The sequence below is a fragment of the Bartonella sp. B1098 genome (genome assembly GCF_944896145.1).
Lineage (GTDB): Bacteria > Pseudomonadota > Alphaproteobacteria > Rhizobiales > Rhizobiaceae > Bartonella.
In genome coordinates this window covers 693,576-709,195 of record NZ_CALYLP010000002.1, presented here as the reverse complement: position 1 = coordinate 709,195, position 15,620 = coordinate 693,576, and the positions used below count along the sequence as shown (strand labels likewise).

General features: G+C 37.5%; 12 protein-coding genes. 8 read left to right on the top strand and 4 right to left on the bottom strand.

Annotated elements, in window-relative coordinates:
* Positions 1-4 precede the first annotated feature (4 nt).
* Both NNJ85_RS03085 and NNJ85_RS03080 read right to left on the bottom strand, forming a co-directional pair.
* Positions 5-1,081 (bottom strand): SGNH family hydrolase, encoded by a 1,077-nt coding sequence (locus NNJ85_RS03085; protein WP_254473454.1) that lies wholly within the window; start codon positions 1,079-1,081, stop codon positions 5-7.
* A 15-nt stretch (positions 1,082-1,096) separates the two neighbouring features.
* Positions 1,097-2,353, bottom strand: coding sequence for a lytic murein transglycosylase (locus NNJ85_RS03080; protein ID WP_254473452.1), 1,257 nt, complete (start codon positions 2,351-2,353; stop codon positions 1,097-1,099).
* A gap of 241 nt (positions 2,354-2,594) precedes the next feature.
* Between NNJ85_RS03080 and NNJ85_RS03075 the strand changes: the two genes are divergently transcribed.
* Both NNJ85_RS03075 and NNJ85_RS03070 read left to right on the top strand, forming a co-directional pair.
* Positions 2,595-3,485, top strand: coding sequence for a UTP--glucose-1-phosphate uridylyltransferase (locus NNJ85_RS03075; protein ID WP_254473450.1), 891 nt, complete (start codon positions 2,595-2,597; stop codon positions 3,483-3,485).
* Positions 3,486-3,524: 39 nt separating this feature from the next.
* Positions 3,525-4,517, top strand: a complete 993-nt coding sequence (locus NNJ85_RS03070; protein ID WP_254473448.1) for an SIS domain-containing protein — start codon at positions 3,525-3,527, stop codon at positions 4,515-4,517.
* A gap of 272 nt (positions 4,518-4,789) precedes the next feature.
* Here the strand turns inward: NNJ85_RS03070 and NNJ85_RS03065 are convergent, their stop codons facing one another.
* On the bottom strand, positions 4,790-5,158 hold the full coding sequence (locus NNJ85_RS03065; protein ID WP_254473447.1) for a hypothetical protein: 369 nt from the start codon (positions 5,156-5,158) through the stop codon (positions 4,790-4,792).
* A gap of 267 nt (positions 5,159-5,425) precedes the next feature.
* Here NNJ85_RS03065 and NNJ85_RS03060 point away from each other — a divergent pair, with 267 nt between their 5' ends.
* The 3 genes from NNJ85_RS03060 (at position 5,426) to guaB (ending at position 10,423) form a co-directional block, all read left to right on the top strand.
* Positions 5,426-6,811, top strand: a complete 1,386-nt coding sequence (locus tag NNJ85_RS03060; protein WP_254473446.1) for a sigma-54 dependent transcriptional regulator — start codon at positions 5,426-5,428, stop codon at positions 6,809-6,811.
* 379 nt (positions 6,812-7,190) lie between these two features.
* The gene (locus NNJ85_RS03055; RefSeq protein WP_254473445.1) at positions 7,191-8,762 is read left to right on the top strand and encodes a phospholipase D family protein; all 1,572 of its coding nucleotides are present in this window, start codon (positions 7,191-7,193) and stop codon (positions 8,760-8,762) included.
* A gap of 161 nt (positions 8,763-8,923) precedes the next feature.
* Positions 8,924-10,423 (top strand): IMP dehydrogenase, encoded by a 1,500-nt coding sequence (guaB, locus tag NNJ85_RS03050; RefSeq protein WP_254473444.1) that lies wholly within the window; start codon positions 8,924-8,926, stop codon positions 10,421-10,423.
* 187 nt (positions 10,424-10,610) lie between these two features.
* Here the strand turns inward: guaB and NNJ85_RS03045 are convergent, their stop codons facing one another.
* Positions 10,611-10,757: a hypothetical protein gene (locus tag NNJ85_RS03045; RefSeq protein WP_254473443.1), complete on the bottom strand. Its 147-nt coding sequence runs from the start codon at positions 10,755-10,757 to the stop codon at positions 10,611-10,613.
* Between the two features lie 526 nt (positions 10,758-11,283).
* Here NNJ85_RS03045 and NNJ85_RS03040 point away from each other — a divergent pair.
* From NNJ85_RS03040 to NNJ85_RS03030, 3 genes are all read left to right on the top strand, one after another.
* Complete coding sequence (locus NNJ85_RS03040) at positions 11,284-12,570, top strand: RsmB/NOP family class I SAM-dependent RNA methyltransferase (protein ID WP_254473442.1); 1,287 nt, start codon at positions 11,284-11,286, stop codon at positions 12,568-12,570.
* A 132-nt stretch (positions 12,571-12,702) separates the two neighbouring features.
* Entirely contained in the window at positions 12,703-14,259 is a 1,557-nt protein-coding gene (guaA, locus tag NNJ85_RS03035) for a glutamine-hydrolyzing GMP synthase (protein ID WP_254473917.1), read from the top strand.
* A 202-nt stretch (positions 14,260-14,461) separates the two neighbouring features.
* A complete protein-coding gene (locus NNJ85_RS03030) occupies positions 14,462-15,184 on the top strand; it encodes a glycerophosphodiester phosphodiesterase family protein (protein WP_254473441.1) in 723 nt (240 codons plus the stop codon).
* Positions 15,185-15,620 lie beyond the last annotated feature (436 nt).

The window sequence follows — 15,620 nt, the reverse complement described above, 5'->3', positions numbered from 1 at the left end:
GACATTATGGGGAAGAAAAATTATCAGCGCGATCTTTTTGATGCCCATTTGGCGGAAGCCATGATTTTTTTATAAAACTTGATTTTCTTTTGCCTAAAAGATGGGTATTTTGTTGTGTCATATCATCGAGGCTTATCGGAGGCTGACGCATCATCTTACTTGTCTCTTGTTTCTCTGATTCTTGTATAAGTTTTTGAATAGTTTGATTAGTTAAGTATGGATTGTCATGAGAAAAGGCATGAAAATTTAAAATATTTTTCAATGGTTTTTCTAAATAAGAGGCAAGTTTTTCCTTTCCTTCAGAGGTGAAATGAATGCCATTATGGGTGCGTAATTTGGCTATTTTTCCATGAATATCATAGCCTGAAAAAGAAAAGTTTCCTTCTTCATCAATAAAACCGCTCCAGATATCGAGAAAATATCCTCCTGCTTTTTCTGTTTCTTGTTTGTAGAGCGCATTAAAAATTTTCATTTTTTGTGTCAAAAGGTCATTTCCAAAAGAAGGCTGGCCTATCCATATCCATGATTTCCCAGAGGCATGAAGATTTTCAGTAATTTCGATAATTCTTTGTTTGTAGATGCGCATCCATTCTGACTGATCTGTATTAATGATGCCATAAGAGTCTTTGATAGGTTGATTATCATTTGCACCGATCATTATGATAATGACATCGGGGTTATTTTGATCAATAAGTTTAGAAATATTGCTTTGCCAAGGATAATAATCTGTTCGCACGAGACCGGAAGCGGGCATTGTATGGTTTATAATAACGATATCACTATTATCCGTAAAAAACTTTTTAAGGGCATCGGCAACAGCAGAAGCTGCAAAATCCCCTATGATAAGAATGCGCTTTGCATTCTCGTTTTTTAGTTTTTTTATGTTATTTTGTGTTACGATTTTTTTTTGCGGCTTGTCTCTTTTTTGTTCTATAATTTGCGGTGATTGTTGTGTCTGTTTGTTTTGTTGTGACAACCATTTGAAGAAGTTGGTGGCGTGACTTGGGGAGGGCTGTATGATCTCCACAATAGAAAGTGAAAACAGCAAGAACATCAAGTATATCAGACGAAAAAGAAACAAAATCTTAACTCTCCATTATTGTTTACGAAGGAGAAAAAGCACTTGAGATGATGGATATCCATTTGCTTTTAAACCATGGCGCAGCTGAAAAACTTTAATTGCTTTGCGGGAGGCTATTCCGATTTTTCCATCAACATTTCCTTTATAATAGCCCAGTGCACTTAAGCGAGATTGCAATTCTTTACATTCTTGGAAGGTAAGGGGCTGAAAAGGTCTTTGCCAATCATGTACTAATCCAGGATGTCCAGCAATACGATCAGCAAGAAGGGCAACAGCAAAAGCATAACGATCTGCATTATTATACCGTTTTAGAACAAAGAAATTTTTTGTGACTAAGAATATAGGTCCTTTGGCTCCATCTGGATATTTTAATATTGCTTGTTCAGTTAATGGGGGAAGAGGATGCCCATTGGCGTGTTTTACACCTAATTTTTTCCATTGTTCAAAGGAATACCACCCACTGGGAAGATTTTTCCCTTGGGGAACTTTCACCTCTACTCCCCAAATAAGGTGTGATTGCCAGCCATTTTTGTGGAGAAGATTAGCAGCAGTAGCCAGAGCATCTGGAATAGAGGTCCAGATATCACGCCGTCCATCTTTGTCCATATCAATAGCATAGGTGAGATAACTGCTTGGAATAAATTGGGTATGTCCCAATGCACCGGCCCAAGATCCAGTGAGTTGAGAGCGTTTAATTTCACCATTTTGTAGAATTTTCATAGCCGCAATCAGTTGTGTATGTGCATATTTTGCGCGTTTTTTATCGGCATAGGCTAAGGTTGCAAGCGAGCGAATGGTGTCACGCATGACACTTTTATTGGCTAAAATTTTCCCATAATTGCTTTCCATTGACCAAATAGCAAGTAAAATATTGCGGTCAACACCAAAATGTTCTTCAATTTGAAGAAGCCATTTATTCCATTTTTTTGCTTGGTGCCGCCCTTCCACAATTGCGATATCATGGACACGATTATCGAAATAATTCCATGAGGGCGCAATAAATTCTGGTTGATATGCCGCGCTTTTTAAAACTTCTGGATCAATGGCATTAACACCTTTAAAAGCCATGTGAAACGTAGAGGGGGTAATATTGTGAGCAATAGCTGTCTTTTTAAATTCTTTAATCCAGTGTTTAAATCCGCTATCAGCATATGCAAAGGATACAAAAAACATTAAAAAAGCAGACAAAAGAACGACAAAGCTCGTAATAAGCGTTTTCCAATTTATTGACTTCTCTACAAAAGAGAAAGTCTTCAATTCTGTTTTTTGCATTTTGAAATCCCCATTAATATTCAATTTATTAGATGTGCAATAATTTTATTTTGTATTTAGTTTAATTGATAATATGATCAAGAAGAGGAAAAAACTGCAACAAATAATTTGTTTAATCCTTTCAATAAATTTTTGATTGCTCATTATAAGGATAATCGAAATAATAAGATATCTGTTTCACTATTTTATAAAAACATATGATAAATAAAAAGGTTATATGAATTCATTGAGGAGGGTGAGTTTGCGTAAAATCCGGAAAGCAGTATTCCCCGTAGCAGGTCTCGGTACACGTTTTCTTCCTGCAACAAAAACGATTCCTAAAGAAATGCTAACGGTTGTTGATAAGCCTGTTATTCAATATGTTGTGGATGAAGCTCGAGAGGCTGGCATTGAGCATTTTATTTTTGTGACTGGACGCAACAAAGCAGTTATTGAGGACTATTTTAATGCGCAAGTTGAATTATATACAACACTTGCTGAATGTGGAAAAAAAGAAGATCTTGCGCATTTATATCGTTTACAGCCGTTGCCAGGGACAACTTCTTTCACGCGGCAACAGCAACCTTTGGGGTTAGGGCATGCGCTTTGGTGCGCGCGTGAATTAGTTGCAGGCGAACCTTTTGCATTGTTATTACCTGATATGTTGATACAAGCAAAAAAGAGGTGTCTTTCTGAGATGATGAGCCTTTATGAAAGAACAGGGGGCGGAAATATTATAGCAGTTCAAGAATGTGATCCTAGAGAAACCCATAAATATGGTATTGTGGGGAAAGGTAAACAAATTGCCAATGGTTTTGAAATCACAAAAATGGTAGAAAAACCAGCGTTTGGAACGGCACCATCAAATTTGTACATCAATGGACGTTATATTTTGCAGCCAGAAATTTTTGATATTCTTTCCACTCAAGAACGAGGAGCAGGAAATGAAATTCAACTAACAGATGCGATGATAAGGCTTTCAAACGAACAGGATTTTTGGGGTTTTCAATTAGAAGGGCGCACTTTTGATTGCGGTTCTAAAACTGGTTTTATTGAAGCTAACGTTGCATTTTCTTTGGCACGTGCCGATATGCACAGCCATGTTTCTGCCTCATTGAAAAATTTACTAGAAACCATTAAAGTTGAACAATGATGTAGATCTCCCATTTAATTTTATTGATTGAATTTGATTATGACAATACCATTTCCTCATAAGGCTTTGCAGGGGGCTGTTGCATCGGCGCTTAAAACACTTGCCAGTGAAAAACAAGGGCTTGAAGCTCTTGAAGCAGCTTTTCTTGACAGTCTTTCATCTTCTTTTGAAGTGGCTGTTCAAACCATTAAAAATGCCTCCGGACATGTGGTCATTACGGGTCTTGGAAAAAGTGGTCATATCGGGACAAAAATTGCAGCAACCTTAGCTTCAACTGGAACGCCTGCTTTTTTTGTTCACGCTGCAGAAGCCAATCACGGTGATCTTGGTATGATTGGATCTGATGATGTTATTCTTGCTTTATCATGGTCTGGTGAAACACAAGAATTAAGTGGCATTATGAGTTATGCGGCACGTTTTCGTATCCCCCTTATTGCAATGACATCAAGTGAGCACTCTGTATTAGGACGACAAGCTGACATTGTTCTCTTATTACCAAAGATAGAAGAAGCTTGCCCTCATGGTTTAGCACCGACAACTTCAACAATTATGCAATTGGCAATGGGAGATGCATTAGCAGTTTCTCTTTTAGAAATGCGTGGTTTTACCGCAACAGATTTCAAAATATATCATCCTGGTGGTTCTCTTGGTGCAAGCCTTAAATACGTATGTGATATTATGCATGAGGGGGACCGTATTCCTTTAGTTATGCAGGGAACAGCTATGACTGAAGCGATGAACGTTTTGGTAGAAAAACATTTTGGTTGTGTTGGTGTTATCAACTCAAAAGGTGAACTCATTGGAATTGTGACCGATGGTGATCTTGCTCGGAACATTCATTTTAATTTATCAAAATTTAATGTTGATGAGGTGATGACCAAAGCGCCTAAAGTTGTAAAGCCAAATACACTTGTTGGTGCAGCAATGGCTTTTATTAATGATCATCATATTGGTGCATTTTTCGTGGTTGAAGATAAAAAACCGATAGGAATTGTTCATTTTCATGATCTTTTGCGAATCGGTGCTGCTTAGATTAAAGTTCCCTATCAGATAAATATTATTTTAGACTAAAATAGGTTGAGCGATACAAAGTCACAATTTTATTGTGAAGGAGCTTTTTGCTGATATTTTGTGAAAAAAAATGATCACTCTACACATTTTATCATGTTTAGAAAATTCTACGGATAGAGATTATATCAGTCTCCTTGCGTATTTTAAAGAGGATTTTCTATCAGGAGGAGAAAGGATCACCTCCTGTTTGATGTCTGTACTCCCTCTGTTCTTAATTAAGAGAAGCTTACCTTTTATTTTGTTGAAGATTTCCGTTTAAGGAAAAACTGTGCTCCTGTATGTGAAGTGCAGAGAAGTTGTGTGGCGTCATATGACATTGTACAATTGACTCTAGAAATTGTTCCACGGAGAATAGAACGTATTTCAATTTCTATATTTTGGGCATTGAGGTAACTGTAGATCCCTTCTGATAGTTTTTCTTCTGTATCTGCTGCACGCGTTTCAAAAACACCATTGTGGAAAGAAGAAATAATGCCATTCTCATCAACCCATTTTCCATCAATTCCGGTTGACATATTGGGGTTATAATACTGCGAAAAGCCACAGGCACTTAATAGCAAAGCGGTGATTATAAGACATAAAATATGATAGGTATGTTTCATTTATTTCACTCTAATTTAGATTATTTCGCTCTCTATTTTCTATAAAATTATTAAATTGTGCCATGAGTCAATATGAAAAATTTGATGAAAATCAATGAAAAAGCAAAAAAAATAGAAAAAAATGCCTTAATGTTGTATTTAATTAACAGCTTGATGAAATGCGCAAGTGAAACACAAGAGGTGAAATATTTCTTATGGTTTACAACAATTTTTACATTAAGCTGCTGAATAGTCTCATGAGTAGTCTCAAAGGAGATTATTGACATTATGGTTGGTCCCATTCTTGTTGCGAGTGAAGATTATGGAAGACGTATAGAGCTTTCTGCTATGCTCCGAGGTTTTGGTTACCGTGTCATTGAAGCAGAAAATGGCCTCCGTACAATTGATCTTTTACACAGACGTAAAAACATTGTGCTTGCACTCCTTGATGTCATTATGAGTGATTTGAGTGTAAGCGATTTGATTAAAATGATTAGAGTTGCTGGTGTTTCTGTTCCTATTGTTGTGATAGCACAACAAGAGAATCAGGATTTACTCCAGAAAGCTTTAGCAGCTGGAGCTATTGATTATTGGATTCATCCAGTAACATTATTACGTGTAAGAGTTACTTTGGATATTCTTGCTCTTATTTCTGCCTTGGAGCATGAGGTTCAAGATATTCGGAGAAAGAAAGAAAATCATTTAAGGTTTTCGGATCTTTGCATAAAAAGTAGAGCGATGCAGATTGTTTTAGAGCAATCTAGAACAGCAGCGATCACTTCACAGAATCTTTTGATAGAGGGTGAAGTTGGAACAGGTCGTGAGACTTTAGCTCGGATTATTCATCATGAAGGTTTATTCGCGGAGGGCTCTTTTATTCGCTTTCAATGTTCAGCGATTGTTGATCCAGAAGAAGAAAATCAACATTGGTTTAAAGAATTTCTCCCTTTAGTTTCTTCGCTTGACAACGGGACACTTTGCCTTTGTGATATTGATCGGCTTGAACCCATACAGCAAAAACGGCTTGCTCATTATCTTAAAGAAAGGGGAAGGGATACAAAAGGAGAACTTTTTCCTTTTCGGGTCATTGCTATTTCAACATCGCGTTTAAAGGATTTGGTTAAAGAGAACTTTTTTTTGCATAGTTTGTTTGAACAATTTTCTCATCTATCAATTAGCGTTCCTGCTTTACGAGAATTAAGGGATGACTTTCCAGAGATCACACAACGTTTGATTGATCGTATCATAACAGAAACAGGGCGATCACATGTCCATGGTTTAGCAGGATCAGCTCTTTCTTTGCTTATGCAGTATGATTGGCCTGGAAATAGAAATGAACTTGAAAATTTTTTATTTCGTGCGATTTTACTCAGTGAGGGACCGTTATTAACAGTTCGAGATTTTCCCCAATTGATGGGAAATGCATTAATGAGTGTTCCCAATATCATTGAGGGTAATATGCAAGAAGATAATGAACAAGATTCAATACAATTTTTGAATAATGATGGGCATGTACGTACTTTTGCAGAGATGGAACATGATATTATCGAGAAAGCAGTTAAACATTATAAAGGGCATATGAGTGAGATTGCGCGCCGCCTTCATATTGGTCGCTCTACACTTTATCGAAAAATGGAAGAGTTGAGAACCATAAGAAATCAAGAACGAAAGTAAAATTCATAACAAATCTCTTTTGAGGACAGGTATGATTTTCAAAAAAAGGAGAAGTTTTTTGCTAAATTCAGTGAGGAGCATTTAAAAAAACAATCATTTATTGTAGGTTTTATCTATTAGAATGGTTTTATGAGATTTAAATCAAGTATAAATTATTTTATCGTTTGTTTCATTTTATATATATTTGTTAAAGCCGAGAGATATTTTTTTAAGCTTTTAAATTATTGCAGCTAAAATTTTTACGTCGTAGACTATTAAATTTATACTCTCTTAAGCAAGAAGTGGCATCTTATTCGCTACACGGTTAAAACGAAATGATTAGTATTATGGTTCGTATTACGGGTGATGCGATAGCTTGAAAATAGAAAGTTTATCTTTTTTGACTCTTTTACAGATTGTTATTGGTTTTATCCTCTTTTTTTTTATTGCGTCTATGTTGGCAATCTACACCTATGGGCATTTCGTGAGAAATGCTAGGGGGCAATGTTCTTATGCATTGCCTATTCAGAAGGATGAAACTAAGTTTGATCGTATCGTCAATCAATTGGCTGAGGAAGAAGATGGACTAGGGGTTGATAAAGATGCTCTTTCCCTCATCATCAGCAATTTGGATGCGTTTTGTGTTCGTGCAATAGGCGCAGCAGAGGCTGGTCGTAGCCTTGATTTGATGTATTATATTTGGGACGATGATTTAACGGGGCGTTTATTATTAAGTGAAATAGTTGAGGCAGCTGATCGAGGTGTTCGGGTACGGCTTCTTTTGGATGATATTAACGCTCAGGCACGTGATCCAGCTTATATTGCGCTTGATAAACATCCGCATATTGAGGTGAGAATGTTTAATCCAGGGCGATCACGAAAAGGTGGTTTACGCCGTGGTTTAGAGATTATATTACGGGCAATTACTGTAACACGGAGAATGCATAATAAAGCTTTTATTATTGATGGCAGGGTCGCTTTTGTAGGAGGACGTAATCTTGCAGATTCTTATTTTGATGCAGCTGAAAAATCTCATTTTCGAGATTTAGATTTGATGTTAATCGGTCCCTCTGTTAAAAAGGTGGAAAGTATCTTTGATGATTTTTGGAATAGTGCTGTTGTTTTGCCAATTCATACTTTGGTTATTCCTAAAAGCGCAAGCGATCTTAGTTATTGGAAAGATAAATTACGAAAGTTTCGGGATTCCAAAGTTGCAAAAGTTTATTTAGATTATGTCAAAGAGCACATTAACTTCGAGTGTTTTATCCAGGCAGGCAAGCGGTTATTTTTAGCCGATAAAGTTGTCGTTCTTTCTGACCCTCCAGAAAAAGCATTGCGTAAAAAAGCGAGCAATTGGCTTATGAAGGCACTCTCAAAGGTTATTGGAAATGCCCAAAAAACGGTTCAAATTACATCCCCTTATTTTGTTCCTGGTAAGGTAGGGACGCAGAATTTAAGTCATTTGGTTTCAAAAGGTGTTGATGTCAAAATTCTCACAAATTCTTTGGCCGCGACCGATGTAGCATTAGTGCATGGTGGTTATGTCCCGTATCGTAAGGCGCTGTTGAAAAGTGGTGTTAAGCTTTATGAATTAAAAGCAGAAGGCAATACCCATGGATTACGATTGTTTCGATCGAGTAAGGCAAGTTTACATGCCAAAGCTTTTTTAGTTGATCGTAAAACAGCTTTTATTGGATCTTTAAACTTTGATCCTAGATCAGCAGCACTCAATACAGAAATGGGCATTCTTTTTGAATGTGCTCCCATTACAGCAAGGCTAGATTTGTTGTTTTGCGAAGAAACGACGGGCGAAATGAGTTATCATCTTCGTCTTGGTAAGAATAATCGTATTTATTGGGATTTTATTGAAAATGAAAAAAAATATAGCATTGATTATGAGCCAGAAAGCAATTTTTGGCGTCGCGCATTTACAAAAATAATAAGTTGGTTACCGATTGAATCGCAATTGTAAATTTTCATAAACCACACTTTAAAAAAATATTTATTTTTCTTTTCATTTTGTTTGTAGCATGGCATAATTTTTTGCCAATCTACCCGATGAGAACCGCAGTTGTATTTTAAAGCTTCTTGCGGTGTTTTGTTATAATGTTTTATTATAAAAGGAATTTTGCTATGGCAAAAATTGTTGAAACGGGGACAGGGGCATTGGCACTGACTTTTGATGATGTACTTTTACAGCCCGGTCATTCTCTTGTTATGCCTAGTCAAGTGGATCTTAGGACGCGCATTGCAGCCGATATTCAGCTCAATTTGCCATTGCTTTCCGCTGCAATGGATACGGTAACAGAATCGCGTTTGGCAATTGCTATGGCTCAAGCTGGTGGTCTTGGGGTTATTCATCGTAATATGTCTCTTGCAGAGCAGGCAGAAGAAGTTCGCCAGGTAAAAAAGTTTGAATCTGGTATGGTTGTTAATCCAGTCACAATTGGACCCGATGCAACCCTTGATGAAGCGAAAGCTTTGATGCGCTTTCATGGTATTTCAGGTATTCCGGTTGTTGAAAATAGTGTTAAAGGTGAGACTGCTGGACGGCTTGTTGGTATTTTGACCAATAGAGATGTCCGTTTTGCATCGGATCCAAAACAAAAAATTTATGAATTAATGACGCATGAGAATTTGATCACAGTGCGTGAAAATGTTCAACTCAGTGAGGCAAAATATCTTTTACATCATCATCGTATTGAAAAATTATTGGTTGTGGATGAGCAAAATCGTTGTGTTGGACTGATAACAGTTAAGGATATTGAAAAAGCAAAATTAAATCCAAATGCGGCTAAAGATTCTCAAGGGCGCTTGCGTGTTGCAGCGGCTAGTAGTGTTGGGAATGATGGGATTGAACGAGCTGAACGCCTCATTGACGCAGGAGTTGATGTGTTGGTCATTGATACAGCGCATGGTCATTCTCAGCGTGTGCTAGAAACTGTTGAACGGATTAAAAAGATGGTTTCCTCTCCAGCTGTTATTGCTGGGAATGTTGCGACTGCTCAAGCAACGCAAGCATTGATTGACAGTGGTGCAGATGCAGTAAAAGTTGGTATTGGTCCTGGCTCTATTTGTACAACGCGTATTGTTGCTGGTGTTGGTGTTCCTCAACTTGCCGCTATTATGAATGCTGCAGAAGTTGCTGAAAAAGCAGGCATTCCCATCATTGCAGATGGTGGGATTAAAGCATCGGGTGATTTTGCTAAAGCTTTAGCGGGTGGGGCTTGTGCAGCAATGATCGGTTCTCTTTTAGCGGGAACAGAAGAAAGTCCTGGTGAAGTTTATCTTTATCAAGGTCGATCTTTTAAAGCCTATCGTGGTATGGGATCTGTTGGTGCTATGGCACGAGGATCAGCAGATCGTTATTTTCAAGATGACGTTCGTGATGAATTGAAGTTGGTTCCTGAAGGTGTAGAGGGTCAAGTGGCCTATAAAGGTCCTATAGCATCAGTTCTCCATCAGCTTGCTGGTGGACTGCGTGCTTCGATGGGCTATGTTGGGGCAAAAGATCTCGTAGAGTTTCGTAAAAAAGCAACGTTTGTTCGTATTACTAATGCGGGACTCCATGAAAGCCATACGCATGATGTTTCGATCACACGGGAAAGCCCAAACTATCGGGGCCCAGTTTGAAAATATAAGAGCTTAGTGTCATAGTGTCATATCACATAGATGTAAAATCTTCCGAGAACGAGGAAGAGAGGTGGTTCTTTTTTCTGTTTGTGATTTGGTATCATAATCCGGAAAAGGAAAGAATTAGAGGCTAAAACTCTAATTCTTTCTGCTAAGACTATGTGAAGTCAATTATATAAAGTTAGAATTAACTTTTTGTTGTCTTATGTTCCATCTTTGACGCACGTTGGCGAGTGTTTGTCTGATCACTTTGGACGGATTTCTTTCCATTGTTTGAGGGCATTGTATTGTGGCGACTTTTAGATGAAGTTGTTTTTCCATTATTATAAGTCATTATTTTCTCCTTTTAAATTATCTGGCAGTTGCCAGTATAGTAAAAACGGACATGCCAAATAGTGGTTCCAAGCATTTTTAAAAAAGTTAATTTTTTGTTGAGAGTAAGATGAACTTATCTCATCTTGTTAGAAGATTTTTTCTCCTTTTTCAGAAGGATTATATTTTCAAGATGGAAGATATCGGATTTTTTCAGTTGTTTAGATAAGTCGAGAAAATTTCATTTTATGCAATAACAAGGAGTTTGTTTTTTCGTAATGTATGATGGAAAGAAGTTCTTTATGGATGGCAAGGTATCTTTTAGCGTAAGAGGATTTTATGTATTTTAAAAGGATAAAAAGCCAGTGGAGAGAAAATGAAAGGAAAAATCTAGATATACTAAATTGGATCTTATAAAGAAGTATGCTCAGATCATTTTAAAAGTGAGTGTAAATTTTTGAGAGTTTTGAATAGATTTCATTGGCAATAAGAAAATAATATTATTTTTAAAACGGTTTAGAATTTTATTATTTTAATGGGAGAAATGAATGCGATTAGGTGGGCATTTGCAAGCAGCAATAAATGTTCTCAAAGAGATAGAAATGAGGCATCGCCCCGCAGGAGAAGCTTTAAAGGATTGGGGGCTTTCTCATCGCTTTGCTGGAGCAGGTGATCGTGCAGCCATTGGTACAATCGTTTATGATGTTTTAAGACGACGATATTCTTTACAATGGCGAATGGAGAGTGATGATATTCGGGATATTGTTTTTGCTACCTTATTAGATACTGGAAAAATGACGCTGGAGCAAATTGATAGTGCGCTAGAAGGAGATCGGTTTGCACCGCAGTTATTAGAGGATCAACAGCGCAAATCGTGGCAAAAGCGGCAATTAGTGGATGCACCAGACTATATTCGTGGTGATATTCCTCAATGGTGTCAAGCACATCTTTGTCCTTTATTTGGTGATAACTGGATCGTGGAAGCTGCTGCACTAGCAACGCGTCCTTCTTTAGATCTACGGGTCAATAGCCTAAAGGCAACACCAGAAAAGGTACTAAAAGAGCTAGCAAAAACCAAAATTCAATCTTTGCCATGGTTTCGGCAAGCCTTAAGAGTTGCTCCGATTGAAAAATTTGATCGCCATCCCAATGTTCAAGTGGAACCAGCTTTTCAAAAAGGGCACTTTGAAATACAGGATTTAGGATCTCAAATTGTTGCTCATCTTGTGGAAGCGCAAGCAAGCATGCAGGTATTAGATTATTGCGCCGGTGCTGGTGGCAAAACATTAGCTTTAGCTTCCGATATGAACAATCGTGGGCAAATTTATGCTTATGATTCTGATAAAGGGCGCCTAGCGCCTATTTTTGATCGTCTTCGACGTGCTGGTGTTCATAATGTACAAACACGAGCACAAAAAGAAGAATTGAAATCTTTAATAGGCCAGATGGATAGAGTTTTGTTAGATGCACCCTGTAGTGGAACAGGAACATGGCGTCGTCGTCCAGATGCGAAATGGCGTTTAACATTAGAGCAGGTAAAACAACGCCAAACAGAACAGAGGGCGATTTTGAATGAGGCGATAGATTATCTTAAGCCAAATGGGCGCTTAGTCTATATTACCTGTTCTCTTTTTGCAGATGAAAATGAGGAACAAATTTCCTATTTCCTTCAACAATATTCTCATTTTTATCCAATAGATATGCAGGCACTTTGGCAGAAATATTTCAGTTCTTCACCTGTGCAACCCGTTTTTTCAAATTATGGCCTGACTTTATCGCCTGCAACAACAAAAACAGATGGATTTTTTTTATCTGTGTTGCAAAAAAAACATTGATCCATATTTTTGCATTTTTTATCATAAATTTTACGAGAATATTCCTTTTCTTAAGAAAACAGGCTTGTGAAAAGAGAAAGATTGAATCATAACTCTTATGAGTTCTCTTTTACAATTGTTGATTGGTTTCCTATGAGCATATCCCATCCAGACACTGTTCTTATTATTGACTTTGGTTCACAGGTTACACAGCTTATTGCACGACGGGTGCGCGCAATGGGGGTATACTGTGAAATTGTTCCTTTTCAATTGGCTTTAGAAGCAGTGCGCCGCATAAATCCTCAAGCGATTATTTTATCAGGAAGTCCTTATTCCGTTATTGATGAAGGGTCGCCACGTGCTCCAGCGGAAATTTTTGAGGCTGGTATTCCAATTCTTGGTATTTGTTATGGGGAGCAAGTCATGTGTGTTCAGCTTGGAGGAACGGTTGAAGTTGGACATGAGCGTGAATTTGGTCGTGCTTTTTTGGAAATCCAAGAGGAGAGTGCTCTTTTTGATGGAGTATGGGAAAAAGGTTCTCGTTATCAAGTATGGATGAGTCACGGTGACCGTGTGGCAGCTTTACCAGAAGGCTTTCGTGTCATAGGAATCTCAAAAGGCGCTCCCTATGCAGCTATTGCTGATGAGAAAAGACATTTTTATGCGGTACAGTTTCATCCTGAAGTTGTTCATACACCGGATGGTACAAAACTTTTGCAAAATTTTATTCATAAGATTTCTGCGATTAAAGGCAATTGGTCAATGGCTTCTTATCGTGAGCAGGCCATCGCGACAATACGACAAAAGGTTGGAAAAAGTCGTGTGATTTGTGGTCTTTCAGGGGGAGTGGATTCTTCTGTTGTAGCGGTGCTTCTTCATGAAGCTATAGGAGATCAACTGACATGCATTTTGGTCGATCATGGATTAATGCGTAAGAATGAGGCGCAGGAAGTTGTTACATTATTCCGCGATCACTATAACATAGAGCTTATTCACGTTGATGCTGCCGATATATTTCTTCATGCTTTAGAAGGTGAGACAGATCCAGAAAAAAAGCGCAAAACGATAGGTCGCCTTTTTATTGAAGTTTTTGAAAAAGAGACTAAAAAAATAGGAGGTGCAGAGTTTTTAGCACAAGGAACACTCTATCCAGATGTTATTGAGAGTGTTTCTGCTATTGGTGAATCGGTCACCATTAAAAGCCACCATAATGTAGGTGGATTACCAGAACAGATGAGTATGAAACTTGTAGAACCGTTGCGTGAGCTCTTTAAGGATGAGGTCCGTTTGCTAGGGCGAGAATTAGGATTGCCAGAACAGTTTATTGGTCGTCATCCTTTTCCAGGTCCCGGTCTTGCAATTCGCTGTCCAGGGGCTGTGACCCGTGAAAAATTAGAAATTTTACGTGAGGCAGATGCTATCTATCTTGAGGAAATTCGTAAAGCCGGTCTTTATGATGAAATTTGGCAAGCCTTTGCTGTCCTTCTTCCTGTTCAAACAGTTGGAGTGATGGGGGATGGTCGCACGTATGAATTTGTTTGTGCGCTTCGTGCTGTCACCTCTGTCGATGGAATGACCGCTGATTTTTATCCCTATGATATGACTTTTTTAAGTAAGACAGCATCACGCATTATTAATGAAGTTAGGGGGATTAATCGTGTTGTTTATGATGTAACTTCAAAGCCTCCTGGAACCATTGAATGGGAATAATTGAAATGAAGGATAGACTTTTTAAGAATAAAATATGATTGAGGGCTTAATATTTAGAAAAATGTAGAAAAAGTCTTAAAAAGATTAAGTGTGCTTGTTTATAGGATATAAGCCTTTATCTGAAAATCTAGACGCTAATATCATTGAGAGCCAATGTCATTTAAACCATTGTCATTTAAAATTGAGAAGTGTGAAATTTTGCATGTCTAAGAAAAAAATTGTTGCGCACCGTGGTGGAGCACATCTTTATTCTGAAAATACCTTTTCAGCATTTAGTAACGCTATAGCGTTAAAAGTTGATGAGATTGAATGTGATGTTCATTTGCTGAAAAGCGGTGAAGTAGTTGTTTTTCACGATTTCCGTCTAGATCAATTGATTGGCAAAAAGGGATATATTCACGATATTGATAATGAAACACGCAAACAACTCTGCGTAAAAGGAAGCCAAGAAGCACCTCCTTTGCTAGAAGAGGTGCTTGATCTTTTAGCACCAACCAATGTTGGTTTGCATCTTGAAATCAAAACCTGTGGTGAAGTGGAGCGTGAAACAATCTTATCTCAAAAAGCGCTTGCACTCATAAAAAGTCGAAATTTAACAGAACGGGTTTCTGCCATTAGTTTTGATCCTTTGATTCTTCGCCCTTTTATTGAAGCAGGAATACCATCTGGTCCATGTGTTGATCATTTTGAAGGTGATATGTATCGTCATTTTTCTGAATGGAAACAATTGGGTTATTCTGATTTAAGTTTAGATGGTTCCATTGTATCACAGGATTTTATTGAAGCAGCTCTTGAAGCTGGTTTTACTGTGGGGGTATGGACAATCAACGGAAAAGCTCGATTATCACATTGGCTTAATATGCCCGTACATTATATTACGACAGATCAACCTGATCTTGCATTACAATTGCGTGGACAAAGGTAAAAAATATATTTCTATAAAATCCCTGTATTTTCATACAGCCAGTGTAATGGAAGAAAGCAGGAGGTATTTTCTTTTGCAAAATAATAACACGTTGATTTTAATGATAATTAAACACTTTTTATATTAAGTGATAGCGCTTAATATCAAGAAATTTTCTCACTTCAGATTTTTTTTTACAATGAATCAACTAAAATCATTTGCTTGCATATTACGAGTGGGGGGTGGTGGGGTGATAAAAAGCTATTGAAAAAAACATTTTTTAAACTCTCTTTAAAAAGGCTTTATTGAAGCGCTAGCGGCATCATTATATGATTCCATTTTGCACTTTTATAAAGTATAAAAATAATGTCATAAAAAATTTTTATATACTTTAACAGGGAGGCTTTAGGGCTTATTTTATAGGAGCCATCATGAAATGTAGATGTATTAAAAGATT